At 67.1% G+C, this 26,227-nt stretch carries 27 protein-coding genes; 15 read left to right on the top strand and 12 right to left on the bottom strand.

Annotation, left to right across the window (positions count from 1 at the left end; translation table 11 throughout):
- Positions 1 to 38 precede the first annotated feature (38 nt).
- Positions 39 to 1,403, top strand: a complete 1,365-nt coding sequence (locus D0Y85_RS17190; protein WP_117311375.1) for a glutamate--cysteine ligase — start codon at positions 39 to 41, stop codon at positions 1,401 to 1,403.
- 130 nt (positions 1,404 to 1,533) lie between these two features.
- Here D0Y85_RS17190 and D0Y85_RS17185 read toward each other — a convergent pair whose 3' ends face one another.
- Complete coding sequence (locus tag D0Y85_RS17185; RefSeq protein WP_093817996.1) at positions 1,534 to 2,586, bottom strand: NAD(P)-dependent alcohol dehydrogenase; 1,053 nt, start codon at positions 2,584 to 2,586, stop codon at positions 1,534 to 1,536.
- 107 nt (positions 2,587 to 2,693) lie between these two features.
- Between D0Y85_RS17185 and D0Y85_RS17180 the strand changes: the two genes are divergently transcribed.
- Positions 2,694 to 3,578 carry a LysR family transcriptional regulator gene (locus tag D0Y85_RS17180; RefSeq protein WP_025874084.1) on the top strand — a complete coding sequence of 295 codons (885 nt, stop codon included), beginning with the start codon at positions 2,694 to 2,696 and terminating at the stop codon, positions 3,576 to 3,578.
- A 67-nt stretch (positions 3,579 to 3,645) separates the two neighbouring features.
- Here D0Y85_RS17180 and D0Y85_RS17175 read toward each other — a convergent pair whose 3' ends face one another.
- The gene (locus D0Y85_RS17175) at positions 3,646 to 4,062 is read right to left on the bottom strand and encodes a VOC family protein (RefSeq protein WP_117311374.1); all 417 of its coding nucleotides are present in this window, start codon (positions 4,060 to 4,062) and stop codon (positions 3,646 to 3,648) included.
- Positions 4,063 to 4,174: 112 nt separating this feature from the next.
- Here D0Y85_RS17175 and D0Y85_RS17170 point away from each other — a divergent pair, with 112 nt between their 5' ends.
- Positions 4,175 to 4,852 (top strand): SMI1/KNR4 family protein, encoded by a 678-nt coding sequence (locus D0Y85_RS17170; RefSeq protein ID WP_117311373.1) that lies wholly within the window; start codon positions 4,175 to 4,177, stop codon positions 4,850 to 4,852.
- A 51-nt stretch (positions 4,853 to 4,903) separates the two neighbouring features.
- Here D0Y85_RS17170 and D0Y85_RS17165 read toward each other — a convergent pair whose 3' ends face one another.
- The gene (locus D0Y85_RS17165; protein ID WP_117311974.1) at positions 4,904 to 6,007 is read right to left on the bottom strand and encodes an alkene reductase; all 1,104 of its coding nucleotides are present in this window, start codon (positions 6,005 to 6,007) and stop codon (positions 4,904 to 4,906) included.
- A 131-nt stretch (positions 6,008 to 6,138) separates the two neighbouring features.
- Here D0Y85_RS17165 and D0Y85_RS17160 point away from each other — a divergent pair, with 131 nt between their 5' ends.
- From D0Y85_RS17160 to D0Y85_RS17140, 5 genes are all read left to right on the top strand, one after another.
- Positions 6,139 to 7,047, top strand: coding sequence for a LysR family transcriptional regulator (locus tag D0Y85_RS17160; protein WP_033831994.1), 909 nt, complete (start codon positions 6,139 to 6,141; stop codon positions 7,045 to 7,047).
- A 56-nt stretch (positions 7,048 to 7,103) separates the two neighbouring features.
- Positions 7,104 to 7,379, top strand: coding sequence for a formaldehyde-responsive transcriptional repressor FrmR (gene frmR, locus D0Y85_RS17155; protein ID WP_005411009.1), 276 nt, complete (start codon positions 7,104 to 7,106; stop codon positions 7,377 to 7,379).
- 63 nt (positions 7,380 to 7,442) lie between these two features.
- A complete protein-coding gene (locus D0Y85_RS17150) occupies positions 7,443 to 8,552 on the top strand; it encodes an S-(hydroxymethyl)glutathione dehydrogenase/class III alcohol dehydrogenase (protein ID WP_117311372.1) in 1,110 nt (369 codons plus the stop codon).
- 50 nt (positions 8,553 to 8,602) lie between these two features.
- Positions 8,603 to 9,433 (top strand): S-formylglutathione hydrolase, encoded by an 831-nt coding sequence (fghA, locus tag D0Y85_RS17145; protein ID WP_117311371.1) that lies wholly within the window; start codon positions 8,603 to 8,605, stop codon positions 9,431 to 9,433.
- A 185-nt stretch (positions 9,434 to 9,618) separates the two neighbouring features.
- On the top strand, positions 9,619 to 11,064 hold the full coding sequence (locus D0Y85_RS17140) for a GGDEF domain-containing protein (protein ID WP_117311370.1): 1,446 nt from the start codon (positions 9,619 to 9,621) through the stop codon (positions 11,062 to 11,064).
- 39 nt (positions 11,065 to 11,103) lie between these two features.
- Here D0Y85_RS17140 and D0Y85_RS17135 read toward each other — a convergent pair whose 3' ends face one another.
- A complete protein-coding gene (locus tag D0Y85_RS17135) occupies positions 11,104 to 11,574 on the bottom strand; it encodes a hypothetical protein (protein ID WP_117311369.1) in 471 nt (156 codons plus the stop codon).
- Between the two features lie 10 nt (positions 11,575 to 11,584).
- The gene (locus tag D0Y85_RS17130) at positions 11,585 to 12,025 is read right to left on the bottom strand and encodes a universal stress protein (RefSeq protein ID WP_117311973.1); all 441 of its coding nucleotides are present in this window, start codon (positions 12,023 to 12,025) and stop codon (positions 11,585 to 11,587) included.
- Between the two features lie 141 nt (positions 12,026 to 12,166).
- Here D0Y85_RS17130 and D0Y85_RS17125 point away from each other — a divergent pair, with 141 nt between their 5' ends.
- The 4 genes from D0Y85_RS17125 to D0Y85_RS17110 all read left to right on the top strand — a co-directional run bounded on the left by D0Y85_RS17125 (position 12,167) and on the right by D0Y85_RS17110 (position 17,277).
- Positions 12,167 to 13,084: a LysR family transcriptional regulator gene (locus D0Y85_RS17125; protein WP_025874094.1), complete on the top strand. Its 918-nt coding sequence runs from the start codon at positions 12,167 to 12,169 to the stop codon at positions 13,082 to 13,084.
- Between the two features lie 154 nt (positions 13,085 to 13,238).
- On the top strand, positions 13,239 to 14,768 hold the full coding sequence (locus D0Y85_RS17120) for an MFS transporter (RefSeq protein ID WP_117311368.1): 1,530 nt from the start codon (positions 13,239 to 13,241) through the stop codon (positions 14,766 to 14,768).
- 20 nt (positions 14,769 to 14,788) lie between these two features.
- Positions 14,789 to 15,871, top strand: a complete 1,083-nt coding sequence (locus D0Y85_RS17115; RefSeq protein WP_117311367.1) for an HlyD family secretion protein — start codon at positions 14,789 to 14,791, stop codon at positions 15,869 to 15,871.
- Positions 15,868 to 17,277 carry an efflux transporter outer membrane subunit gene (locus tag D0Y85_RS17110; RefSeq protein ID WP_117311366.1) on the top strand — a complete coding sequence of 470 codons (1,410 nt, stop codon included), beginning with the start codon at positions 15,868 to 15,870 and terminating at the stop codon, positions 17,275 to 17,277. Before D0Y85_RS17115 ends, D0Y85_RS17110 begins: the two co-directional genes overlap by 4 nt.
- Positions 17,278 to 17,412: 135 nt before the next feature.
- On the opposite strand, the gene D0Y85_RS17105 is transcribed toward D0Y85_RS17110, so the two are convergent.
- The 6 genes from D0Y85_RS17105 to D0Y85_RS17080 form a co-directional block, all read right to left on the bottom strand.
- On the bottom strand, positions 17,413 to 17,652 hold the full coding sequence (locus tag D0Y85_RS17105; RefSeq protein WP_229290244.1) for a DUF3916 domain-containing protein: 240 nt from the start codon (positions 17,650 to 17,652) through the stop codon (positions 17,413 to 17,415).
- A gap of 243 nt (positions 17,653 to 17,895) precedes the next feature.
- Positions 17,896 to 18,234, bottom strand: a complete 339-nt coding sequence (locus D0Y85_RS17100) for a hypothetical protein (protein WP_025874099.1) — start codon at positions 18,232 to 18,234, stop codon at positions 17,896 to 17,898.
- A 78-nt stretch (positions 18,235 to 18,312) separates the two neighbouring features.
- Complete coding sequence (locus D0Y85_RS17095; protein WP_025874100.1) at positions 18,313 to 19,254, bottom strand: DegV family protein; 942 nt, start codon at positions 19,252 to 19,254, stop codon at positions 18,313 to 18,315.
- 95 nt (positions 19,255 to 19,349) lie between these two features.
- Positions 19,350 to 19,982, bottom strand: a complete 633-nt coding sequence (locus D0Y85_RS17090; RefSeq protein WP_117311365.1) for a DsbA family protein — start codon at positions 19,980 to 19,982, stop codon at positions 19,350 to 19,352.
- 19 nt (positions 19,983 to 20,001) lie between these two features.
- Positions 20,002 to 21,264: an amidohydrolase family protein gene (locus tag D0Y85_RS17085; protein ID WP_117311364.1), complete on the bottom strand. Its 1,263-nt coding sequence runs from the start codon at positions 21,262 to 21,264 to the stop codon at positions 20,002 to 20,004.
- A complete protein-coding gene (locus D0Y85_RS17080; RefSeq protein WP_117311363.1) occupies positions 21,264 to 22,673 on the bottom strand; it encodes an amidohydrolase in 1,410 nt (469 codons plus the stop codon). Before D0Y85_RS17080 ends, D0Y85_RS17085 begins: the two co-directional genes overlap by 1 nt.
- A 153-nt stretch (positions 22,674 to 22,826) precedes the next feature.
- On the opposite strand from D0Y85_RS17080, the gene D0Y85_RS17075 reads away from it, so the two are divergent.
- Entirely contained in the window at positions 22,827 to 23,603 is a 777-nt protein-coding gene (locus D0Y85_RS17075) for an AMP nucleosidase (protein ID WP_117311362.1), read from the top strand.
- 43 nt (positions 23,604 to 23,646) lie between these two features.
- Positions 23,647 to 24,186 carry a DUF924 family protein gene (locus tag D0Y85_RS17070; protein WP_049464768.1) on the top strand — a complete coding sequence of 180 codons (540 nt, stop codon included), beginning with the start codon at positions 23,647 to 23,649 and terminating at the stop codon, positions 24,184 to 24,186.
- Positions 24,187 to 24,306: 120 nt separating this feature from the next.
- On the opposite strand, the gene grxD is transcribed toward D0Y85_RS17070, so the two are convergent.
- Positions 24,307 to 25,233 (bottom strand): Grx4 family monothiol glutaredoxin, encoded by a 927-nt coding sequence (gene grxD, locus D0Y85_RS17065; protein ID WP_117311361.1) that lies wholly within the window; start codon positions 25,231 to 25,233, stop codon positions 24,307 to 24,309.
- A gap of 60 nt (positions 25,234 to 25,293) precedes the next feature.
- On the opposite strand from grxD, the gene D0Y85_RS17060 reads away from it, so the two are divergent.
- Positions 25,294 to 26,073, top strand: a complete 780-nt coding sequence (locus tag D0Y85_RS17060) for a polysaccharide deacetylase family protein (RefSeq protein ID WP_117311360.1) — start codon at positions 25,294 to 25,296, stop codon at positions 26,071 to 26,073.
- Positions 26,074 to 26,227: the final 154 nt, after the last annotated feature.

The following is a 26,227-nucleotide window of genomic DNA, read 5'->3' as shown; positions in this document are numbered from 1 at the left end:
GCCCCACATCCCCTGCCACCGTCCAGCGAGCCACCCCCTTGTCGAGCCCCAGCCACGTCGCCGATACGCCCATTACCGACCGCTCGCAACTGGTGGCGGAGATCGCCTCCGGCGAGAAGCCCCGTTCGCAGTGGCGCATCGGTACCGAGCACGAGAAGTTCGGGTTCCGCCTGGATGACCTGCGTCCGCCGACCTTCGATGGCGAGCGCGGCATCGAGGCCCTGCTCAACGGCCTGGTCCGCTTCGGCTGGACGCCGGTGCAGGAGAACGGCAACACCATCGCCCTGCTGCGTGATGGCGCCTCGGTGACCCTGGAGCCGGCGGGCCAGCTGGAGCTGTCCGGTGCGGCGCTGGAAACCATTCACCAGACCTGCGTGGAAACCGGCACCCACCTCAATGAAGTGGCGCAGGTGGCCGGCGAACTGCAGCTGGGTTTCCTCGGCATGGGCTTCCAGCCGAAGTGGACGCGCGATGAAATGCCGTGGATGCCCAAGGGCCGCTACAGGATCATGCGCTCGTACATGCCCAAGGTCGGTTCGCTCGGCCTGGACATGATGACCCGCACCTGCACCGTGCAGGTGAACCTGGATTACGCCAGCGAAGCGGACATGGTGAAGAAGTTCCGTGTGTCGTTGGCGCTGCAGCCGATCGCCACCGCACTGTTCGCCGACTCGCCGTTCACCGAAGGCAAGCCGAACGGCTACCTCAGCTACCGCTCGCACATCTGGACCGATACCGATGCCGACCGTACCGGCATGCTCGACTTCGTGTTCGAGGACGGCTTCGGTTACGAGCGCTATGTCGACTACCTGCTCGACGTGCCGATGTATTTCTCCTACCGCGATGGCATCTACCACGATGCCAGCGGGCAGAGCTTCCGCGACTTCATGCAGGGCAAGCTGCCGGTGCTGCCGGGCCAGTTGCCGACCCTGCGCGACTGGTCGGACCACACCACGACCGCGTTCCCGGAAGTGCGGTTGAAGAAGTACCTGGAAATGCGCGGTGCCGATGGTGGCCCGTGGAGCCGGCTGTGTGCGCTGCCGGCCTTCTGGGTGGGCCTGCTGTACGACGACACGGCGCTGGATGCGGCGTGGGATCTGGTGCGTGACTTCAGCCTGGCCGAGCGCCATGCGCTGCGTGATGGGGTGCCCAAGCACGCGATGGGCCTGCCGTTCCGCGATGGCACCGTGCGCGACCTCGCCCGCGAGGCGGTGAAGATTTCGGTGGATGGGCTCAAGCGCCGTGCGGCGCGCAATGCCGATGGCCAGGATGAAAGCAAGTTCCTGGACGTGCTGCAGGAAATCGTCGAGTCCGGCCTGACCCCGGCCGAGCGCAAGCTGGCGCTGTTCCATGGCCGCTGGCACGGTGACGTGGATCCGGTGTTCCGCGAGTTCGCGTACTGAAAATGCGCCCGCCGGGCATGGCCTGGCGCTACCCGCCACGAATCCGGTAGCGCCGGGCCATGCCCGGCGGGTGGCGTACGCAAAAAAACCCCGGCAATGCCGGGGTTTCTTCATTCCATCAGCGCAGCGATCAGGCCTTGATGGTGGCCATGTCGATCACGAAGCGGTAGCGCACATCGTTCCTGGCCATGCGCTCCCAGGCTTCGTTGACGTTCTTGATGTCGATCATCTCCACGTCGCTGACGATGCCGTGCTCGGCGCAGAAGTCCATCATCTCCTGGGTTTCGGCCATGCCGCCGATCGCCGAGCCGGTCAGGTTCCTGCGACCGAAGATCACGCTGCCACCGGTCAACGGCGGGTCCAGTTCGGTCAGCACACCGACCAGGCACATGGTCGCTTCGCGCTTGAGCAGGCCCATGTACGGGTTGGTGTCATGGCTGACCGGGATGGTGTTGAGCAGGAAGTCGAAGCTGCCGGCATGCGCCTTCATCTGCTCGGCATCGCGCGAAACCAGCACTTCGTCAGCGCCCAGGCGCTTGGCGTCGGCACCCTTTTCCGGGGTGGTGGTGATCATCACCACGTGCGCGCCGAGCGCCTTGGCGAACTTCACGCCCATGTGGCCGAGGCCGCCCAGACCGATCACGCCGACCTTCTGGCCCGGGCCGACCTTCCAGTGGCGCAGCGGCGACCAGGTGGTGATGCCGGCGCACAGCAGCGGCGCGGCTGCCTTCAGGTCCAGCGTTTCGGAGACCTTGACCACGAAACGCTGCTCGACCACCACATGGTCGGAGTAGCCGCCGTAGGTCGGTGCACCGCTTTCACGCTCGCGGCCGTTGTAGGTCCAGGTTGCACCTTCGGCGCAGTACTGCTCCAGGTCGTGCTGGCAGGCATCGCAATGGCGGCAGGAGTCGACCATGCAGCCGACACCGGCGTGGTCGCCGACCTTGAAGCGGGTGACCTCGCTGCCGACTTCGGTGACCCGGCCGATGATCTCGTGGCCCGGCACCATCGGGTAGATCGAGCCACCCCAGTCGTCGCGGGCCTGGTGCAGGTCGGAATGGCAGATGCCGCTGTACAGGATCTCGATGCGCACATCGTTCGGGCCAACCGCGCGGCGCTCGAATTCGAAGGGCACCAGCGGGTCGGTATGGGTGTGGGCGGCGTAACCACGGGCGAGGGACATGGGGAATCCTTGGCAGGGTTTGTCGAAAGGCGTTTTACAATACGCTCCGTACCTCAGGGTAAGAAGCGTATATATCGGCATGATTCATCAAGGCAGACTGCACAATCATGGCCACTGACAACCTGACCCACCTGGCCGCCTTCGCTGCGGTCGCCCGCCACCGCAGTTTCCGCCGCGCCGGTGCCGAACTGGCCCTGTCGACCTCGGCGGTCAGCTATGCGATCCGCGCGCTGGAAGAACGGCTGGGGGTGGGCCTGTTCCACCGTACCACCCGCAGCGTGGCCCTGACCGAGGCCGGGCAGCGCCTGCTGGAGCGCCTGCAGCCGGCGCTGGGGCAGGTGCATGACGCGCTGGAGGAAATGAACCACTTCCGCGCGGTGCCGGCCGGCCTGCTGCGGATCAATGCGACGCGGGCGGCGGTGGCGACCCAGTTGGGGCCGCGGCTGGCGCGGTTCCTGCACGCGCATCCGGACGTACGGGTGGAGCTGACCGAGAACGATGGCCTGGTCGATATCGTTGCCGAGGGCTACGACGCTGGCGTGCGCCTGCACGAGTTCGTGCCCGAGGACATGGTGGCGGTGCCGATGGGGCCGCCGCTGCGCGGCTTGATTGTCGGTTCACCGGAGTACCTGCGGCGCCGGCCGGCCCCGCAGCATCCGCGCGACCTGGCCGCGCACGAGTGCGTACGTTTCCGTTTCGCCAGCGGCCATCTGTACAAGTGGCAGTTCGAACGCGACGGCCAGACCCTGGAGATCGACGTACCGGGTCGGCTGACGCTGTGCGAGCAGGGCACCGTGGTTGGCGCAGTGCTCGATGGCATCGGCCTGGCCTATGTGCTGGAAGACACCGCGCGGCCGTATCTGGACGACGGCCGCCTGGTGGCGGTGCTGGAAGACTGGAGCGAGCCCTTCGCCGGGTTTGCGCTGTATTACCCGAAGCAGCGGCAGATGCCCGGTGCGCTGCGTGCGTTCGTGGACATGCTGCGCGAATGAATCGCGATCACCCGCATCAGTAGATCCACGCCATGCGTGGATTGGCGCCCGCTACGCAGCCACCAGTTCATTCGACCAGCGCGCCATACCCTGCATCGCTGAACTGGATCAGGCAGAAGCCATGGCCGAACGGATCGGACAGCACGGCGATCTTTCCCCAGCGGCGTTCGCCGATGGGATGTTCGAGCGCGGCGCCGGCCGCAACCGCGCGGGCAAGCGCCGCGTCGATGTCAGCGACCACCCAGTCCAGATGCACCGGCGTCCAGTGGCGCTCGTAATCGCGCACATCGCCGTCATCGGTCGCTGCGCTGCCGGCATCGTTCTGCAGCAGGTACAGCGGCGTGGGGCCACCGAGCAGTTCCAGCGCACCGGGGCCAAGGCGGCGGCCGCTGCGCAGGCCAAAGGCCTGGGTGTAGAACGTCTCGGCGGCGGCCAGGTCGGGGACATCAACGTTAACGATGAAGGTGCGGGCAACGGAATCCATGTCAGAGGTCTGCGGTGGCCGGTTGCATGCAGTCTAGCCCTGGAGCAGGACGCGGGTTCATCTCCGGCCAGGCTTCAGGCAAGCTGGGCGGCCTCTGTCGACAAGGACATCCATGAGCGCGCTATCTGACATCGAACAGGCCACCGGCCAGTCCTTCCCGCCGTTGTTCAGGCAGCTGCAGGCAGCAGGCCGGTTGAGCTGGGGTAGTCCGCATCCGGAATGGTCCGAGGTGGTGTTCCCGACGCTGCAGGCAGATCCACCGGTGCTGTTGTACGCCCAGGAATACGAACCGCTGGAACTCGATGAGCTGCTCGAGGCGTGGCAGGAGCTGACCGCCGAGGACCACTACAATCCCCTGCGCCCCGACCTGCAGCTGCTGCCGTTTGCGCGGACAGGCGGCGGCGACAGCTACTGCTTCTGGAGCAACGCCCCCGGTTTCGCCGAACCGCCGGTCGTGCTGGTGTGGCATGACGACGACCGCGCGGATGTGCTGGCCGCCAGCTACCAGGATTTCCTGTTCCGCAAGATGGTCGAAGCCGTTGCCGATTACCAGCCGCCGTACACGCTGCTGTCGCATGGCGAGCTGGCCAGCAATCTGCAGCGCTGGCTGCAGACCCACCAGTCCTTCCTGCGCGGCGACCAGTACGCAGCGTTGCAGCGGCTGTTCGCCCGCGTTGACGATATTGCTGAAGGAAGTGTCAGCGACGACGACGCGCAGGCCATCGTCGCTGCGGTGATCGGCTTTGAGAGGTTGGACGATTCGTTCGCCTACGTGCGCGAAGACGCCTGAAGTTCGGATGCTCGGAGCGCAGCCATCGGCCGTGCTCCGGCTCCTGCGTGATCAGCCTGCGGCCGGGTAGTCGAGGTAGCCCTCGCTGCCACCGCCGTAGTAGGTGCTGCGGTCGGGGATGGCCAGCGGGACATCGCGCTGCAGGCGCTCGACCAGATCCGGGTTGGCGATGAACGGTTGGCCGAAGGCGGCCAGATCGATGATTCCTTCCTCGACCAGCCGCAGGGCGCGTTCGCGGGTCATGCCGCCGGCCAGGATCACCGTACCGCCATAGGCCTGCTTGAAGGCCTTGAGGAAGGCCTCGCCGATCGCCGGTGCGCCATGCAGGTAGTTGTCGTTCAGATGCACATAGGCCAGCCCGCGCTTGCCCAGTTCCTCGGCCAGGTACAGATAGCTGGCTTCGTTTTCCGCATAGGCGGGCATGTCGAAGACCTGGCTGTTGGGCGCAAGGCGCACGCCGATGCGGTGCGCGCCGATGCGCGCGGCCATCGCATCCACGGTGTCCAGGATCAGCCGCGCGCGGTTGCGCAGCGAACCGCCGTACACGTCCTGCCGGTCATTGGTGACCGGGTTGAGGAACTGCTCGAACAGATAGCCGTTTGCCGCATGCAGTTCGATGCCATCGAAGCCGGCGGCGATCGCGTTGTCGGCACCCTGCACGAAGTCGGCGACGATGCCCGGCACTTCTTCCGTGCTGAGTGCACGCGGCGGTGTCGGATCGGCATGGCCACGGCTGCCGTCGTCCAGATACACGAACGAGGTGTTCTTCGGGTCGCTCGCCACCGGCCGCGTGCCGGCGCTTACCGGCTGGCCGCCGTCGGGCTGCAGCGAGGCGTGTGACATGCGGCCGACGTGCCACAGCTGCGCGAAGATCGCGCCCTGCGCAGCGTGTACGGCGTCGGTGACAAGCGTCCAACCGGCCACCTGCTCGGCCGACCAGATGCCGGGCACGTCGATGTAGCCCTGGCCCTGCGGTGAGACCGGGGTGCCTTCGCTGATGATCAGGCCGGCGCTGGCGCGCTGCCGGTAATACTGGGCGGTCAGCGCATTGGCGACGGCGCCGGGGTTGCGGGCACGGGTCATCGGCGCCATCGCGATGCGATTGTGCAGGGGTAGTCCAGCGAGGTCGAAGGGGCGGAACAGGGCGGCGGTCATGTCAGTCATCTCGGAGCGGGGGAGGGCGCCAACGGCGCGACAGCACCATGATGGAGTTGACATGCGGGCACATAAAGGCGGTAGATTTCCCGTCAGGCGGGACAATCTGTCCCCAATAAGCGAGCGTGCCGATGCTTCCCGTCGAATCCCTGAATGGCCTGGCGACCTTCGTCACCACGGCGCGCTCGGCCACCTTCACCGAGGCCGCCGACGCGCTGGGCATCTCCCGCTCGGCGGTCGGCAAGGCCATCGCGCGGCTGGAAACGCGGCTGGGCGTGCGCCTGTTCCATCGCACCACCCGGCGCATCGCGCTGACCACCGACGGCGAGGCGTACTACGCCTCCTGCGCCGCGGCCCTGGATGAAATCGCGGCGGCCGAAGCCTGCCTGGGCTCGGCTGCGCATCTGCCGAGCGGCCGCCTGCGCATCGACATGCCGTCCTCGTTCGGTCGGCTGGTGGTGCTGCCAGTGCTGCTGCGCATGTGCAATGAACACCCGGACCTGCAGTTGACGATGACCTTCACCGATCACTTCGTTGACCCGGTGGAAGAGGGCATCGACCTGCTGATCCGCTTTGGCGGCCTGCATCACGCCGAGCACCTGGTCGCGCGCAAGCTGGCCAGCCAGCGCCTGGTGACCTGCGCGTCGCCGGCCTACCTGCAGGCCTATGGCGTGCCGCAGACGCTGGACGAACTGCGCGACCATCGCAGCGTGGTCGGCTTCCGTCATGGCCAGTCGGTGGCGTGGCGGATCGGCAGCGAGGGTACCAACGGCAGCTTCATCCCCAGTGCCACGCACCAGCTCAACGATGGCGATGCGGTGATCGAGGGGGCGATCGCCGGGTTGGGGATCTGCCAGATGCCGATGTCTCTGGTGCGCCATCATCTGGAATCCGGGGCGTTGCAGTCGGTACTGGACCACTGCACGCAGCACCATGTGGACATCCATGCGCTGTGGCCACAGACGCGGCATCTGCGACCGAAGGTGCGTTACGTGGTGGAAGAGCTGACCCGGCTGGCCGCAGAGGGGGCGTTTGATTGAGGTCCGGATCGTCTTCTGTATACTATCCCCCAGTATAGTTCCGAGGCTGGCCAGCGATGCCGCACTCTCCCGAAGAGAAAAAGAAGGTTCTGGCCCGCGTGCGCCGCATCCGCGGCCAGTGCGATGCGCTGGACCGCGCGCTGGAAGCCGGCGCCGACTGCGGGCCGGTGCTGCAGCAGATCGCCGCCATCCGTGGCGCGGTCAACGGCCTGATGTCCGAAGTGATGGAAGCGCACCTGCGCGAGGAGTTCGGCCAGCCCGCCGCCTCCGATGAACAACGCGCCGAACGCGTGCGCGACATGAGCGCGTTGATCCGCTCGTACCTGAAATGAACGACGGCGCGACACCGCGCCGCGCATCCTGTTTTCCGCAAGCCCTTTCTGGAGAGTGCCATCATGAAATCCCGTGCCGCCGTCGCCTTTGGTCCCGGCCAGCCGCTGCAGATCGTCGAGATCGACGTCGCCCCGCCGAAGGCGGGCGAAGTGCTGGTCAAGATCACCCACACCGGTGTCTGCCACACCGATGCGTTCACCCTGTCCGGCGATGATCCGGAAGGCCTGTTCCCGGTGGTGCTGGGCCATGAAGGCGCCGGCATCGTGGTGGAGGTGGGCGAGGGCGTGACCAGCGTCAAGCCGGGTGACCACGTCATTCCGCTGTACACCGCCGAATGTGGTGAGTGCCTGTTCTGCAAGAGCGGCAAGACCAACCTGTGCGTGTCGGTGCGTGCCACCCAGGGCAAGGGCGTGATGCCGGACGGCACCAGCCGCTTCAGCTACAACGGCGAGCCGATCTACCACTACATGGGCTGCTCGACCTTCAGCGAATACACCGTCGTTGCCGAGGTGTCGCTGGCGAAGATCAACCCGGAAGCGAACCCGGAGCATGTCTGCCTGCTCGGCTGCGGCGTGACCACCGGCATCGGCGCGGTGCACAACACCGCCAAGGTGCAGGAAGGCGACAGCGTGGCCGTGTTCGGCCTGGGCGGCATCGGCCTTGCGGTCATCCAGGGTGCGCGCCAGGCCAAGGCCGGGCGCATCATCGCGGTGGACACCAACCCGTCCAAGTTCGAGCTGGCCCGCGAATTCGGCGCCACCGACTGCATCAACCCGAAGGACTTCGACAAGCCGATCCAGCAGGTGATCGTGGAGATGACCACCTGGGGCGTGGACCACAGCTTCGAGTGCATCGGCAACGTCAACGTGATGCGTGCGGCGCTGGAATGCGCCCACCGTGGCTGGGGCCAGAGCGTGGTGATCGGCGTGGCCGGTGCCGGTCAGGAAATCTCCACGCGCCCGTTCCAGCTGGTCACCGGCCGCAAGTGGATGGGCACCGCGTTTGGTGGCGTGAAGGGCCGCAGCCAGCTGCCCGGCATGGTCGAAGACGCGATGAAGGGCGAGATCGAGCTGGCCCCGTTCGTTACCCACACCATGGACCTGGACAAGATCAACGACGCCTTCGACCTGATGCACGAAGGCAAGTCGATCCGTTCGGTGGTCCACTACTGAGCCGCGCCGGGCGGCAGGCGCTTGCCTGCCGTCCCTCGGGAGGAAACCTCATGGAACGTATCGAACACCGTGCCTGTGCCGGCGGCTGGCAGGACGTCTACCGCCATCATTCCACCACGCTGGGCTGCGACATGCAGTTCGCCGTGTACCTGCCGCCGCAGGCCGAAACGCAGAAGCTGCCGGTGCTGTACTGGCTGAGCGGGCTGACCTGCACCGAGCAGAACTTCATCACCAAGGCCGGCGCGCAACGCTATGCGGCCGAGCACGGCGTGATCATCGTCGCCCCGGACACCAGCCCGCGTGGCGATGACGTGGCCGATGCCGAGGGCTATGACCTGGGCAAGGGCGCGGGTTTCTATCTCAACGCCACACAGCAGCCGTGGGCCAAGCACTACCGCATGCACGACTACGTCGCTCACGAGCTGCCGGCGTTGATCGAGGCGGGTTTCCCGGCAACCGACGCACGAGGCATCAGTGGCCATTCGATGGGCGGCCATGGCGCGCTGGTGATCGCGCTGCGCAACCCCGGTCGCTACCGCAGCGTGTCGGCGTTCTCGCCGATCGTCGCACCCAGCCACGTGCCGTGGGGGCAGAAGGCATTCGCCGCCTACCTTGGTGACAACCCGGCCGACTGGGCGCAGTGGGATGCCTGCGAACTGGTGACCCACGCCAGCGAGCGCCTGCCGCTGCTGGTTGACCAGGGCGAGGGGGATGAGTTCCTGCACAGCCAGCTGCAGCCGCAGCGCCTGCAGCAGGCCTGCGATGCTGCCGGTCATCCGCTGAGCCTGCGCCTGCAGCCCGGCTACGACCACAGCTATTACTTCATCGCCAGCTTCATCGGCGAGCACATCGGCCACCACGCCCGCGCGCTGCACGCCTGACGTTTTGCGGGTAGTGCCGGCCGCTGGCCGGCAACCTGCAGACCCGTGATTACCTAAAGTTGCCGGCCAGCGGCCGGCACGACCAGCGCGTGTGCCCGGAGTTTCGTTTTGCCGCAGTGGATCACGCCGCGGTGGCGTGCCGGCGCGCTATTGTGCCGGCATACGGCCTTGCGCATGGGGGATGCATGCTGGTTGTGCTGGCGCTGATGTTCGTGATCTGTCATGGCGTGGTCGTGGCGTTCTGGCCGGGTGCGGCCGGTGAGGGATCGTTCGTGTTTCTGACTGCGGCACCCCTGCTGGCGGCCGCGGCCTGCCTGTGGCGCGGCCAGCGCGACCGTGCTGCACTGGGCTGGCGCGCCACCGCGCTGGCCCTGCTGCTCTGGGCCGGTGGCATGGCCTTCAACATGGTCGACGCAGTGGGGGCGGGACGTGCCGACCTGACTCCCCGGGTCAGTCTGCTGCTGTACGTGCTGTACGGCGTGCCGCTGGTGTTCATCCTGGCCCGCGCCCGTCGCGAACGCTGGACCATCAGCCTGATCGACGGCGTGATGGCCGCCCTGCTGGGCGTGTTGTTCTTCGTGCATACCCAGTTCTTCGCCGACCGCATCGATATCGATGACCAGGCGATGTCGAACATGCAGCACATGTTCGACATCCAGAACCTGTGCATCGCCGGTTTCGCGGTGGTGCGCTGGCTGGCGGGCGACGTGCCCGAACGGCGCAGTTTCTTTCGGGCACTAGCGTTGTTTGCGCTGCTCTACCTGCTGGTGGCTTACTACATCAACCATTACACCGCCGAGCAGTCGTTCGGTGCCTACAACGACACGCTGATCAATCTGCCGTTCCTGCTGCTGGCCGTGCTGGCACTGCGGCAGGCGCCAGCGCCCGGTTTCTCGCTGCATCCGCGTCTGTCGCGGCTGGTGCAGGCGGGTGGGCCGATCATCCTGCCGTTGCTGCTGCTGGTGGTCGGTACCCTGGTGGTGGACCACGCGCGGCCGTTGGCGCTGACCGGGTTCGTGGTGGCAACGCTGGGCTTCAGCCTGCGCAGCACGTTGCTGCAGCTCGACCTGCTGGAACGGCAGGCAGGCCTGGATCAGCTGGCGCGGCAGGATGGCCTGACCGGCGTAGCCAATCGCCGCCAGTTCGATACGCTGCTGCTGGCCGAGTGGAACCGGGCGCGTCGCAGCGGCAGCGAACTGGCATTGTTGCTGGTGGACATCGACCATTTCAAGGCATTCAACGACGAGCACGGTCATCCCGCCGGCGACCGCTGCCTGCAGGCGGTGGCCGCGGTGCTGCAGGCCACCGCCGGGCGCGCGGCCGACAGCGTGGCGCGCTATGGCGGCGAGGAATTCGCGGTGATCGTGCCCGGCAGCCCGCTGTCGGGTGTGCTGGCGCTGGCCGAGCGCCTGCGCGAGGCGGTGGAAGCGCTGCCGCTGCCGGAAGGCCGGGTCAGCATCAGCGTGGGCGTGGGTTACCTGCATCCGCCGGCGCTGGCCACCGCCGAACAGTTGCTGGCCGATGCCGATGCCGGCCTGTACGCGGCCAAGCGTGCGGGCCGCAACCAGGTGATCCTGCACGCACACGTGCTGGACGACGACAGCGGCGCGCACGACACGCTGGACTGTTGAGCATGGCTGCGCGACTGTCGCAGCAAGCTGCGTGGTCGATCAGCGTTGGCGCAGCCACCCGGCCGGATCCAGCAGGCGCAGGCCCACCGGTGACAGCGATCGTTGCCGCAATGTCAACTGCGTGGTGTGCACGGCCGCTGCACAGTGCGCCAGTTGCCGACGCAGCGGCGCCAGTTCATTGTCCTCGCGTGGGCGTGCGTGCCGCCATTGGGCGATGCGCAGCAGGCAGACCAACAGGTCCAGTTCGCTGGCAGAAATGAAGGGCGACCCGGGACGCAGCAGATCGATAGGTGCCTGCGGCGTGGCCAGCAGTGGCAGCAGCTCACCGAAGGCGTCGCGACCTTCGGCGTCGACACCGAGCGCGGCCAGTTGCGCCATGCCTTCATCATGCAGGGCGGGGTCGCGCAGTTGCCGCAGCGCAGCCAGCAGCATCTGCTCGCCCCGGCTGAATTGACGGCCGAAAGCGCGATAACTCACACGGGTGGGAAATACAGGGGAACGTGAGGCCATGCGGGCGTACCTACCGATCGCGTGTTTCCACCAGCACCGGGCAGGGCGCATGGTCGATCGTCCATTGCCCCACCGAGGGCTCGAACAGGCGCTGCAGGCGTGACAGATGGCGGTGGCCGATGACGATCAGGTCGCATTGCAGGCGACGCGCCTGCGCGCTGATCACTTCGCCAGGATCGCCTGAAGGCAGCTGTGCGATGGCGTCCACGCCGCGCTCGCGCAGCTCGGCCAGGGCGTCGGCCAGTACCGCTTCGGCATGCGCCTGCTGCCGGGCGGCGGCGGGATACTCACGGCGGTCGGCATCGGTGGCACCTGCGGCCAGTGCGAATTCGGGGTCAAGCACGCACAGCAGGTGCAGGCGGCTGCGGGGGCCGGCCATGGTGGCGGCCAGGTCCAGCACGCGGTCGTGCTGGGGGCCGCCATCAAGCGCGACCAGCAGGGTGTTGAACATGGAAAGCTCCTTTGCAGGGCGCTGATGGTCGCTGATGTCGTCGCGCACACCCATGCCGTGCGCCGCAGTCAATGCGTGCGTACAACGCAATTCTGGATGGTCTGGATTGCAGTAGAGTCATCCCATTTGCGGGAGACTGCCATGCCCTTGCCGGACCTGAACCTGTTGCTGGCACTGGATGTGCTGATCGACGAATGCAGCGTGGCGGCCGCTGCGCGACGGATGAATCTCAGTGCGCCGGCGATGAGCCGTACCCTGGGCCGGGTACGGGTAGCCCTGGGTGATCCGGTGCTGGTGCGCGCCGGCCGTGGGCTCGCTCCCACGCCACGCGCGCTGGAACTGCGTGAGCAGGTGCGCGATGTGATCGAGCAGGCACACCGCGTGTTCAATGCGGGCCGCGAGGTCGACATGGCCACCTTGGAACGAACGTTCAGCGTGCGCGCCAACGATGTGTTCATCGGCAGCTATGGCGGCCGCCTGCGTGATGTCTTCCGCCAGCAGGCACCGCGCTGCATGCTGCGCTTCGTGCCCGAAGGCGATACCGATGACGATGCGATGGTGCAGGGGCGGATCGACCTGTACATCAGCACGGCCGGCAAGCACAGCCCGGAAACCAAGGTGCAGCACCTGTTCACCACCTCGCTGCTGGGCGCGGCACGCGAGGATCATCCGTTGTTCGACGGCGACATCAGTGTCGAGCGCTTCGCCGCGTGCGACCACATCGCCGTGTCCCGGCGCGGGCTTGCGCATGGCCCGATCGACGAAGAGCTGGCAGCGCTCGGCCTGCAACGGCGGGTGGCGGTGGTCATCCCTACCTTCCATGGCGCGATCTTTGCTGCCGCCGATTCGGACCTGGTGCTGCCGCAGATGCCAAGCGTGATGCTCGACCGCATCACCCGCATGGGCCTGCCGCTGCGGATGTTCCCGCTGCCGGTGCCGGTGCGGACCGTAGCGCTGGTGCAGGCCTGGCACCCACGCATGGACAATGACCCGGCCCACCAGTGGCTGCGGCGGGCGATCAAGGGCATGTGCGATTCGGTCGAGGCGGCCCACCACTGATTGCCCGCAGGCGTGCGCCGGACGCACGCCTGCGATGCCGGGCACGCCATTTTTCGCAGGCAACGGCCTTTCTAGACTGCGCTCCCGAAAGTTCCACTGAGCGCAATCAAATGTCTCCATATATGCCGTGTACTGCACGGATCGGCAGTCGGCAGTGAGCACGCCGGCCGCCATGCCCGCGGCGCCGGCAGTGCCCCGGCCCGTCGCTGCCCCCGGCTTCGACCGGCGCATCCTGGTTGGGCTGTGCGGTGTGCTGCTGGCAGTGCTGGTGTCGGGTTTCAACGAGAACGTCACCAAGGTCGCGCTGGCCGACATCCGCGGTGCGATGGGTTTCAGCGTCGATGACGGCAGCTGGATCGTGGCGCTGTACAGCGCCATGTCGGTCAGCGCGATGGCATTCGCACCGTGGTGCGCAGCCACCTTCTCGCTGCGCCGCTTTGCGCTGGCGATGATCGGCGGCTTCATGGTGCTGGGCGTGCTGTGCCCGCTCGCCCCCAACCTGCAGACCTTTCTGCTGCTGCGCGCATTGCAGGGCCTGTGTGGGGGCGCGCTGCCGCCGCTGCTGATGAGCGTGGCGCTGCGCTTCCTGCCGCCGGGCATCAAGCTGTACGGCCTGGCCGCCTACGCACTGACCGCCACCTTCGGCCCGAGCATGGGCACTCCGCTGGCCGCATTCTGGGTGGAGCAGGTGGGCTGGCACTGGGCGTTCTGGCAGATCGTGCCGTATTGCCTGGCGGCGATGGCGATGGTCGGCTGGGGCCTGCCACAGGATCCCCTGCGGCTGGAGCGCTTCGCACAGTTCGACGGCGTCGGCCTGATGCTCGGCCTGCCGGCGCTGGTGCTGCTGGTACTGGGTTTGGTGCAGGGCCCGCGCCTGAACTGGTTGGACTCGTCGTTGATCACGCTGATGCTGGGTGGCGGTGCGGGTCTGCTGGTGCTGTTCTTCATCAACGAGTGGTTCCATCCACTGCCGTTCTTCAAGCTGCAGCTGCTGGCCAACCGTAACCTCAGCTACTCGCTGATTACCCTCGGTGGCGTGCTGTTCGTGCTGCTGGCGGTGATCTCCATTCCTTCCGGCTTCCTCGCCAGCGTGCAGGGCTATCGCCCGCAACAGACCGCGCCGATGCTGCTGTGGGTGGCGGTGCCGCAGGTCATCGCGCTGCCGTTGGTCGCCGCACTGCTGAACATCCGTGCGATCGATTGCCGTTGGGTGCAGGCCACCGGCCTGGCCCTGCTGGCGCTGGCCTGCTGGCTGGGCGCGCATCTGGACGTCAGCTGGATACGCGACAACTTCCTGTGGGTACAGCTGCTGCAGGTGTTTGCGCAGCCGATGGCGGTGCTGCCGTTGCTGATGCTGGCCACCGGCGGCCTGGCGCCACAGGACGGCCCCTTTGCCTCGGCGTGGTTCAACACGGTCAAGGGCTTTGCTGCGGTGCTGGCCAGCGGCGTGCTGGAAGCGGTCGCGCAGGGACGCCGCCATTTCCACTCCACCGTGCTGGTCGAGCGACTGGGCGAACAGCCGTGGCTGGCCGAAGGGCCGCAGCTTGGCGCGCGCCTGCACGCGCAGGTGCAGACGTTGACCTCGGCCGATCTCTACCTGCTGGTCGCGTTGGTCGCGCTGGCCTTCATTCCCCTCATTGCCTGGATGCCCACCCGCATCCATCCGCCACGTGCCGTGGCCTGATCCCTTCGCAGGAACTCCCCATGACAATCAATCGAACGTATCTCAACGCCGGCCTCGGCCTGGGCGTACTGCTTCTGGCCGGTGCTGCCTGGTTGCTGCTGCGCGATGGCCGCCACCAGACCACCAACAACGCCTACGTAGTTGCTGATTACACCGTAGTCGCACCGAAGATCGCCGGCTTCGTCAGCGCGGTGAACGTGGAAGACAACCAGGCGGTGAAGGCCGGTGACGTGCTGGCCCGCATCGATGACCGCGACTACCAGGTCGCGTTGCTGGCCGCCCGCGCCGACCTGGCCAATGCGCGCGCGCAGCTGGCCAACGCGCAGGCGGCGCTGGCACAGCAGGGCTCGCTGATCGAACAGGCCAAGGCGAGTGTGGATGTCAGCCGCGCCGAACTGACCCTGGCCAGCGCCGACCAGCAGCGTTACCGCGAGCTGGCCCGCGACGGTGCCGGTAGCGTGCAGAACGCGCAGCAGGCGCAGTCGAAGCAGGCCGTGGCCAGTGCACATCTGCAACAGGGACAGGCCGCGTTGTCGACCGCACGCCAGCGCACCGACATCCTCGCTGCCGGGGTGCAGGCCGCACAGGCGGCCGTGCAGCGTGCCGAAGCCGCACAGGCGCGCGCCGAACTGGATCTTTCGCACACCGAGCTGCGTGCACCGATCGATGGCGTGGTGGGACGCCGCGCAGTGCGCGTCGGCGCCTACTTGACCCCGGGCACGCCGGTGGCCGCAGTGGTGCCGTTGCAGCGCGCCTTCGTTGTCGCCAACTTCCAGGAAACGCAGATGACCCGGATGCAGCCAGGGCAACAGGTTGAGCTGACGGTGGATGTATTTCCCGGCACGCGGCTGCGTGGCCATATCGACAGCATCGCCCCGGCCACTGGCGTGACGTTCGCCGCGGTGGCGCCGGAAAACGCGACCGGCAACTTCACCAAGGTGGTGCAGCGCATTCCAGTGAAGATCGTGCTGGAGCCGGAGCAGACATTGCTGGGCCAACTGCGGGCCGGCATGTCGGTGGAAGCCAGCGTGGATCTGCAGCGTCCGCAGCGGGTGCAGAGTGCGCAGCGCGAGCGGCACCGCACGGGCGGGGAAGGCGCATGATCCGCGTATTCCCGCGTGTACTGGCTGCAGCGGCACTGTGCACGGCGTTGACCGCCTGCACGCTGGGCCCGGACTTCGTGCGCCCGCAGGCCGACCTGCCCACGCAGTGGCAGGGCGAAGCGGTGGCTTCAGCGGCGCTGGATGACGACGCCAGCTGGTGGTCCGGTTTCGATGATCCGCTGCTGGGGCAACTGGCGACGCAGGTACTGCAGGCCAATCTCGACCTGCAGCTGGCCGCCAACCGGGTGCAGCAGAGCCGCGCTGCGCGTGGCGTCACCGCGGCCGACAGGCTGCCCAGCGTCGGCGCCACTGCCAGTGGCGTACGCGCGCGCAACAGCGAGGTAGGCCTGAACGATCCGTCCGGTTATGGCGGCCGCGATGACTATGGGCTGTTCCAGGCCGGCATCGGCATGAGCTGGGAACTGGATCTGTGGGGACGCGTACGCCGTCAGGTGGAAGCGGCCGACGCACGCGTGCAGATGGCTGAGGAAGATGCACACGCGGTGCGCATCGCGCTGCTGGCCGAGACCGCGCGTGATTACCTGCAGTTGCGCGCGACGCGCCAGCTGCTGGCCATCACCGAGGACAACCTCAGCATCGCCCACGACATCAAGCGGCTGACCGAAGCGCGCCAGCGCCAGGGCGTGGCCAGCACGTTGCAGGTCTCCAGTGCGGCGGCGCAGGTCGCTTCGCTGCAGGCCCGCATTGCGCCGCTGCGGCACCGCGAATCGCAGCTGCGCAATGCACTCGCGTTCCTGCTGGCACAGCCGCCGCAGGCGCTGGATGCGCAGCTGCAGAGCGCGCGCCGCGATTGGCCCGCGTTGCCGAACCTGGCCGTGGGCGTGCCCAGTGAACTGGCCGAGCGTCGCCCGGATGTCCGCCGTGCCGAGGCTGCGCTGCATGCTGCCACGGCGGGAATTGGCGTGGCCAAGGCCAGCTTCCTGCCGCGCATCACCTTGAATGGCGATGCCGGTTTCCAGGCCAGGCAGCTGGATGATCTGGATGGCTGGAACGCGCATCGCTTCAGTATCGGCCCGTCGATCAGCCTGCCGATCTTCCAGGGCGGACGCCTGAAGGCCAACCTGGCGCTGAGCAGGCTGCAGCAGCAACAGGCGGCCCTGCAGTTCCGCCGTACCGTGCTGCAGGCCTGGCATGAAGTGGACGATGCCATCGACGGCTATGCCGCCGAACAGCAGCGTGCCGCGCAGCTGCACGTGGCGGTGGATGAAAGCGAGACGGCGCTGGGTGCGGCGCGTCGGCAGTACCGGGCCGGCGTGGTCGACATGCTGGATGTATTGAGCACCCAGCGCATCGCGCTGGATAACCAGGCCGCGCTGGCCAACAGCCAGGCGACCGCCGCGATTGCACGCGTAGAGCTGTATCGCGCCCTGGGCGGCGGTTGGTAAGGCGCAGGTTGGGTAGTGCCGGCCGCTGGCCGGCAGCTCGGCAAGGTGAAGCCGGTAGTGGCCAACCTTGGTTGGCACTTTCCAAAAGGCTGCCAACCAGGGTTGGCATTTACCGGAACGGGTCGGTCTTACCCATCACGGCCGGTCGGCAATCTCGCCGAAGAACCAGTATTCCTGTTCCATCCCCTCGTGGTCATCGGCAGGTGGGATGCGCACCTGCACGCCGCGCTCTTCGATACCGTTGGGCAAGGCGAGTCCCCATTCGGCAGCAAGGCTGCGCGAGGTGATGGCGGTGACCTGTCCATCTGCCGTGGTGGCGACATGTCCCTGGAAATAGTCTTCGTCCAGGTAAAGGCATATCTCGCTGGAGAACATGCCAGTCACCCGGCCAGGCACTCGCGGCCAGAAGATTGGGTCTGTGTTTCTCATCGCGCCAGTGTGCCAGTCACATGAGCGATGTGCCGGGAAGTACCAGCCAAAGTTGGCACCTACCAAAGCACGGTCATCACTACCGGGCTATTTGCGACAATTCGGAGGCGCAGAGTCGGTAGATCCCAACCTTGGTTGGCAGCCTTCAGGAAAGCGCCAACCAAGGTTGGCGCCTACCAGAGCCGGAACTCAACGCACGTCGCGCAGTTCCCAGTGGTGCCCGGCCAGCAGGCGCAGGCGCTGCTTGAACACGTCACTGTCGATGCGGGTGGTGGCCACCAGGTTGATGCGCAGGTCCTTCTGCTCACCGGTCACGGTGGCCTCCGGATCGGTCGCGCCCCACTGCGGCTCCACCGCATCCGGGTCCGGCTGCTTGTCGCGCCAGCGCTCGAACAGGCTGCCATTGCGCAGCGCGTTCTGCAGTTCTTCGGCGAAGCCGGCAGCGCCCTGCGAATGGAAAGACAGGTCGGGGTCGTTGCCGCGGGCCTTGGACGGTTCGGGCAGGCTGATGTGGTACTGCGCAGGCATGTTGATCTCCTTGAGGTGCGGCTAGGCTGGCATAGGCGCGGTGGAATCGATGTGCAGATTCCAGAGCGCGGTTGGCCTTCATTCAAACCGATGCGGCCCATCGGCGAAGCCCACGGTGACCGCACCCTTGCCGACGTTGACCATGCCGGTCAGGCTCATCACCGATTCGTACACGGTCACGCCATGGTCGGCGCAGACCTCCTTCATCTGCGCATAGCCGGGCAGGGCACGCAGCTCGTCCAGTTCGCCGCCGTAGCTGACGCACACGGTTGGCGTCATCAGGCCGGCGCGTACGCGCTGGCCGACCACGCCGAACAGCTTCAGCACGGCATTGTCGAAACCCTTGATCTTCGCCACTGGCCCGGTCTGGCCGCGATAGCCATGCAAGACCGGCTTGATGTCCAGCGCACTGCCCAGTGCGGCGCTGAGCAGGCCGACGCTGCGGTCGCCTTTGTGCCGGGCGCGGGCACGCATGTAGTACAGGTCGCGGGTGACCATGTAGCCGTGCACGTTGCCGGCCAGTTCCTCCAGCCGCTCGCGTATCTGCTGCACGCTGGCATCGCTGGCACGCAGGCGCACCGCTTCCACTGCCGTCACCGCCTGTGCGGCGAACAGGTTCTGGGTATCCAGCACGCGCAGCGCGAACGGCGAGTTGAAGCCTGCCGCCTGCCGCACCGGCTTGTAGTCGTTGAGGATGGCGAAGCTGGCCTGCAGTGCGTTGTCGTGGATCGGGCTGCGGGTCTTGGTGATGGTCATGCAGAACACATGGTCGTAGTCGATCACCAAGCGTTGCAGGAACAGGTCGCGGATCTGGTTGACGCTGAAGGGGATGGTCTCCGCTTCGGCGCCGTGCTCGGCGACGTGCGCGTGCAGGAAGCTGAGCGTTGCCTGCTCGTCGCGGTGGTCGGCGAGCACCGCTTCGCCGATCCGCACGGTGATCGGCAGCAGCACGATGTTGTGCTCGGCAATGAAGTCCTGCGGCAGGTCGCAGGCCGAGTCGACGACGATTCCGATGCGCATCCGCGGCTCCCCCTCCAGGGCGGTTGTTGGTTCGGAAATGTGAAAACTATCTCAAAACGGGGCCGGGCGCGCGAGGGAAACGCGCCACTGCCTGTTCAGCGACTACGCTGCACCGCCACCGGCAGGGCCACCGCCTGCTGCCAGTCCGGCCGGTCCAGCAGGCTGGGGTCGTCCAGCACCGCCGCCATCAGCGGGTGGTTATCGTTGCCCCAGAACAGTTCGCCGTCGATGGCCAGGGTCGGCACGCCGAACACTCCGGTCTCGATCGCCGCCTGGGTGTTGCGACGCAGCTGCTCCTTGATGGCCGGCTCGCCAATGGCCGCCTCTACGTCGCTGATACCCAGCCGGGCGGCGGGTTCGCGCAGGGCCTCGGCCGTGTCGCCGGCGTGGCCGTCGCGCCAGATCCAGTCGAACAGCACGTCCACTGCCGCAGTGCTGGCACCGGCGGCCAGGCACAGGCGCAGGGCCGCCAGCGGATTGAACGGGTGTCCGGGCGGGAAGCGCAGAGGGGTGCCCTCGGCCTGCGCAGTCCACAGCAGCTGGCGGTACATGAAGCGGCGCTTGGCCGGGATCTCCGCCGGGCCCAGGTTGCCCAGATGGTGCAGTACCGCACCAAAGGCGATGGGCACCGGTTGGATGCGCCCGAACTGCGGCAGCTGCTTCACCTTCTGCCAGTGCAGGTAGGAATAGGGCGAGACGAAGTCGAAATACCAGCGCAGGGTGGGCATCGATGGCTCCTGGTGATGGTCAGGGCTGCGCGTTGCGCTGCAGGTAGCGGTCGCGCAGTTCGGTCTGGCGCGAGCGCATCGGCATCGCCCGGCCGCCCAGCCAGACCTGTTCGGCATAGTGCGCCACATCCAGCGGATCGCCTTCCCACAGCACCAGATCGGCACGCTTGCCCGGTTCGATGCTGCCGATCTGGTCGGCCACGCCAAGCACCTCGGCCGGCACCCGGGTCAACCCGGCCAGGCCGTCGGCCCAGGGCAGGCCATTGGCCACCGCGTTACCGGCCAGCTGGCGCATCTTGCGTGCGTTGTGCGAGGCATCATCGCGCTGGGCGAAGGCCACCGGTACGCCCGCGCGCTGCAACCGCGCGGCGTTTTCCAGGGTGGCGCCGATCTGGTCGAAGGTCGTCGGCAGGTTGCCCAGCGCGTCCACGAATACCGGTACCCTGGCCGCTGCCAGTTGCGGTGCCAGCTGCCAGGCCTCGGCACCGCCGGCAATGGCGATCTTCACCTTCTCGCGTGCCGCCCAGCGCAGCAGCTGGCGGATGTCGGCCGCGCGGTCCACTTCCACCACGATGCGGCCCTGCCCGGACAGATAGCGGGCGAGCGTGCGGCGGCCGGCCGGGGTCAGCAGCGCATGCGGCGAGTCGGCGGCCACCTGGCCGCGTGCCTCGTCCACCATCTGCTGCAGCAGCATCCATTGCGCCGCGCGCGATTGACCGGTCAGTTCAGATGCTGCAGCACCCAGGCGCAGGAACAGCGCGCGCGGGCCGATTGGGTCGGCACTGCCATCGAAACGCACCACGCCGCCCTGCCCGGCGACGAAGCCACCGCCGGTGGCCGCGCCCAGCGCAGTGAAGCCGATGCCGTCCAGGCGCGCCACCGGAATCAGCACGGACGCCGGGTTATAGGCCAGTGTCACGTCGAACTCCGGGCGCAGCGGCTGCTCGCCGATCTTCAGTGCGCTGTCGACCGTGCTTGATTCACCGGATACTTCCTCGATGCCGATCTCGGTGATGCCACCGAACAGGGCAGGGGTCAGCATGCGTCCCTTGGCTTCGACCACCGGCACGCCGGCCGGTGCGGACAGGCCCCGGCCCACCGCACGGATGATGCCGCCCTGCACCAGCACATCGGCGTCTTCCACGTTGCCACGTGCGCTGGCGGTAGCGACGGTCGCACCGCGCACCAGCAGGTCCTGCGCCGAGGCTGCGGTTGTCAGCAACAACAGCGCAACCAAGGTGGCGCCGGGCCATGCCCGGCGACGCTTGTTCACCATGCCCATCAGCGCAACTCCTGTCCAAGCTGGAAATCCGACCGCGGCGTTGCCGGTGGCGTGCTGCGGTCGTACACACGGCGGCCATCGACGAACACCTGTTCGGCCAGTGCATACGAACTGAAGGGATTGCCGTTCCAGATCACCACGTCGGCCATCTTTCCGGCCTCCAGCGTGCCGGTCTGCGCCTCGATGCCGAGCGCCTTGGCGGCGTTGGCGGTCATCCAGGTGATCGCGCGTTCCGGCGCGATCTCCGGCATGTGCGCGCGGCGCGCGGCGGCCATCACCTTGGCTGCCTCCTGGTTCAAGCGCTGGATGCCCTCGGGCGAGTCGGAGTGGACGATGGCGCAGCTGTTCTTCGGCCGGTCGACCAGCGCGATGTTCTCGGCGATGCCGTCGAAGGCTTCCATCTTGAAGCCCCACCAGTCAGCCCACAGTGCCCCGCATACGCCTTCGGCCGCCAGCCGGTCGGCCAGTTTGTAGGCCTCCACGCCGTGGTGGAAGGCGGCCACCTTGAAGCCGAATTCCTTGGACAGGTCGAGCATGGTGGCCATTTCATCGGCGCGATAGCAGTGGATGTGCACGCGGATATCGCCCTGGATCGCACCGGCGAGCGTATCCAGCTTGAGGTCGCGCTTGCCGCCGGCATCACCGGCGCTGTCGCCCTTGTCGCTGCCGAACCAGCCCTTGCGCTTGGCCGGCTTCGGCTTGTTCTTGGCGATGTAGTCGGCCGCGTCGATGAAGGCTGCGCGGTAACCGGCCACGTTGCCCATCCGCGTTGCAGGTGCCACGCCCTTGCCGCCACCGTAGACGCGCTTGGGGTTTTCGCCGCAGGCCATTTTCAGGCCCCACGGCGCGCCGGGGAACTTCATCGCCTGGTAGGTGGTGGCAGGCACGTTCTTCAGCGTTACGCCGCGGCCACCGACCAGGTTGGCCGAGCCGGGCAGCACCTGCATGCTGGTCACTCCGCCTGCCAGTGCCGCCTGGAAACCGGGGTCCTGCGGCCATACCGAATGCTCGGCCCAGACGTTGGCGGTGACCGGCGCGGTCATCTCGTTGCCGTCGCTGTGCGCGCCGACACCGGGGCTGGGATAGACGCCCAGGTGCGAGTGCACGTCGATCAGGCCGGGCGTCACCCACTTGCCGTCGGCGTTGATGCGGGTGACGCTGGCATCGACCTGCAGCGCATCGCCGACGGCGACGATGCGGCCATCGCGCAGCAGCACATCGGCGTTGTCGAGGCGCTGGCCGGTGCCGGTCAGCACCGTTGCGTTCTGGATCAGCAGCGGCCCATCGGGGTGCGCCTGGTAGGTGCTCGGGTAGGGATCGGCCACGAAGCGCGAAGCGCCCACGGCCGGCGCCGTGCTCAGCGATACCAGCGCCAGACCCAACCCGGCGCGCAACAACCTCGATGTCATGCAGATCCCCTTGGCAGCGTGTTCAACCCACCGACGCTAGCCGGGGAGTGGCCTGCTTGCCAAGTGACCTTTTTCACGGGGCGCCAGCGGCCGTCTCGACGGCAACGACCGCCTCCCGGAAAATGGTGCTCCCCACGCCGCACCGGATTCCCCATGAAGAGCAAGCAGGACATCGTCGACAACTGGCTTCCACGCTACACCGGCGTGCCTCTGGACCAGTTCGGCCAGCACATCCTGCTGACCAACTTCGGGGGCTACCTGCATACGTTCTCCGCGCTGACCGGGGCGCCGGTGATCGGCCTGGACCGGCCGATGGCCAGTGCCACCATCGACGGCATCACCATGATCAACTTCGGCATGGGCAGCCCCAATGCCGCGATCATCATGGATCTGCTGTCGGCGGTGATGCCCAGGGCCGTGCTGTTCCTGGGCAAGTGCGGCGGGCTGAAACGCAAGAACCAGCTGGGCGACCTGGTGCTGCCGATCGCCGCCATCCGCGGCGAGGGGACCTCGGGCGACTACCTGCCGCCGGAAGTGCCGGCCTTGCCGGCCTTCGCCCTGCAGCGTGCGGTTTCGACCATGATCCGCGACCTCGGCCATGATTACTGGACCGGCACCGTCTACACCACCAACCGCCGGGTCTGGGAGCACGACGAGGCCTTCAAGGAGCGGCTGCGGGCGATGCGCTGCATGGCCATCGACATGGAAACCGCGACGATCTTCGCTGCGGGCTTCGCCAACCATATTCCCAGCGGGGCCCTGCTGCTGGTTTCAGACCAGCCGATGATCCCGGACGGGGTGAAAACCGAGGCGTCCGACGCCAAGGTCAGCTCGCAGTTCGTGGAAAACCATATCCAGATCGGCATCGAGGCGCTTAAGCTTATCCGGCGCAACGGCAAGTCGGTCCGCCACCTGCGCTTCGACGAATGATGATGATGGCCTGGCGCGGCGCGCCGGCCCTGGGGAGTAGGTGATGGACGTTGCCGCGCAAGTGGTGGAATTCTGGAAGGACGCGGGCCCTGAAAAGTGGTTCACCCGTGATGATGCGTTCGACGCGCGGTTCCGCACGCTGTTCGCGGACGAACACCACGCTGCCGCATCGCGCGCGCGCGAGCACTGGCTGGGCAGCGCCGAGGGCGCGCTGGCGCTGATGCTGCTGCTGGACCAGTTCCCGCGCAACTGCTTCCGCGGCACGGCCCATTCCTATGCCACCGATGGCCTGGCACGGCACTACGCCACGCGCGCGATCGAGGAGGGGCTGGACCTGCAGCTGGTCCCCAAGCTGCGCGCCTTCATCTACCTGCCGTTCGAGCACTCCGAAGATCCGCTGGACCAGGACCGCTCGGTCGCGATGTTCGACGTGCTGGGTGACAAGGAATACCTGCAGTACGCCGAACTGCACCGCGACATCATCCGCCGCTTCGGCCGGTTCCCGCACCGCAATGCGGTGCTTGGCCGCATTCCGTCGCCGGAAGAACTGGACTACCTGGCCGAAGGCGGGTTTGCAGGGTAACCGGAACGTCAGCCCCCGCGCCTGGGACACGGAAAGAGTAGATCCACGCCATGCGTGGATGGGCTCAACAGAAAACGCCGGCTTTCGCCGGCGTTTTTCCTATGTATCAAGCGCCGCCGATCAGTACTTCGGCACGCCGTTGTCCACTTCGTCCGACCAGGCATCGATGCCGCCGGTGACGTTGAACACCTTGCTGAAGCCCAGCGCACGGAACTGTTCCGCTGCCTGCGCGCTGCGGCCACCGTGGTGGCACAGGAAAGCCAGGGCGGTGTCCTTGGGCAGGGCTTCCAGCTCGGCGCGGCCGTTGCCATCGAAGCTCTTGAACGGCACGCCGACAGCGGCGATGGCGCGTTCTTCCGCCGGGCGCACGTCCACCAGCATCACGTTGCCGGCACGCACCAGGTCGTCGGCATCACGCACTTTGATTTCCTGCACCGGCTTGGGCGCGTTCGGGTTGTCGATCGCCAGGCCCTTGCCACGGATGTCGTCGACCCAGTCGATGGTGATGCCATCGGCGCGGCGGGCGCTGGCCAGGTCGAACTGCACGCGCAGGCCGTTGGACTCGGCGGCGATTGCGCTTTCATCGTACGGGGCCAGCTGGAAGTTCGGCTGGAAGCGGGCATCGATGCCCAGCTGCAGCGACGCACCCGGCGAATCGGCCAGCGCGCCCTTCAGCATTTCCACCGCGGCGGGGGTGACGGTGATGCGCGGCGGGGTGCGGTCCGGTGCAGCCAGACCCAGCACGCTGCTCAGCTCGCCGCTGGCGGCCATCTGCAGCACGATGTCGCTGCCGCCGACCAGTTCGCCGTCGATGTACAGCTGCGGGATGGTCGGCCAGTCGCCATAGGCCTTGATGCCTTCACGGATCTCCGCGTCAGCCAGCACGTTGACGTGGGCGAATTCCACGCCCAGGTCCTGCAGGGCACCCACGGCCTTGGCCGAGAAGCCGCACTGCGGCATCGACGGCTGGCCCTTCATGAACAGCACGACGCGGTTGTCGTTGAGGATGGTTTCGATGCGCGAACGCAGGGCGGGATCGAGGGACATGGCAGTCATGGGTCCGAAAAATTCGAATCATCAATTCTACCCCCCATGGCATCATGGGGCATGACCAACGCAGGAACATTGCATCGCATCCCGACCCGGCCCTGGCGCTGGGTGCCCTGGCTGGTGCTGTCGCAGCTGGCCGTGATCCTGGTCTGGGTGCTGGCGGGCTGGCACTGGGGCCTGGCCCTGATGGTGGCAAGCCACGCGCTGTTCATGGTGCCGGTGTTCCTGCCCAACAGCCGCTTCTATGCGCCGGTGCTGAGCCGGTTGCCCGCGGCCGGCAACAGCGTCTGGCTGACCATCGACGACGGCCCCAGTGAACAGACCCCGGCGGTGCTGGATCTGCTGGACCGGCACCAGGCGAAGGCGACCTTTTTCCTGGTCGGCGAGCGCGTATTGGCGCATCCGGCCCTGGTGGAGGAGATCCTGCGTCGCGGACACGACCTCGGCAACCACAGCCACAGCCATCCGCAGGCGCGCTTCTGGCGGCTGGGCCCGGGCATGATGGCGGCGGAGATCGAGGGCTGCCAGCAGACGCTGCAGGCGGTGAGTGGGCGACCGGTGCGCTGGTACCGCTCGGTGGTGGGCATGACCAACCCGTTCGTGGCGCCGGTACTGCGCAAGCTGGGCCTGGTGCGCGTGGGCTGGAGCGCCCGCGGTTATGACGGCGTCGGCTGCACCCCGGATGGCGTGCTGGCGCGTCTGCTCCCGGACCTGCGCCCGGGCGCGATCGTGCTGCTGCATGAAGGTGCCGCACATGGCCACAACCTGGCCATCATCGAACGGGTGCTGCAGGTGCTGGACGAGCGCGGCCTGAAGGCCGAACTGCCGGCCAGGTGACCGGTAGCGCCGGGCCACGCCCGGCGAGCGCGCAGCGCGGCAAGAGCGAAGCGACCCGCGTTTGCCCTTCGCTTTTCTCCTGTCTTCCGTGGTGGACGCACCCGTAAACCATCCCGCCCCGGGCAGCCCCCGTAGACAGCCGCCCACCACGAGG

It is taken from the genome of Stenotrophomonas sp. G4, assembly GCF_003428825.1.
Classification (GTDB): domain Bacteria; phylum Pseudomonadota; class Gammaproteobacteria; order Xanthomonadales; family Xanthomonadaceae; genus Stenotrophomonas; species Stenotrophomonas indicatrix.
Note: the sequence above shows the minus strand (reverse complement) of the source record. Positions and strands in the feature narration are given on the sequence as shown.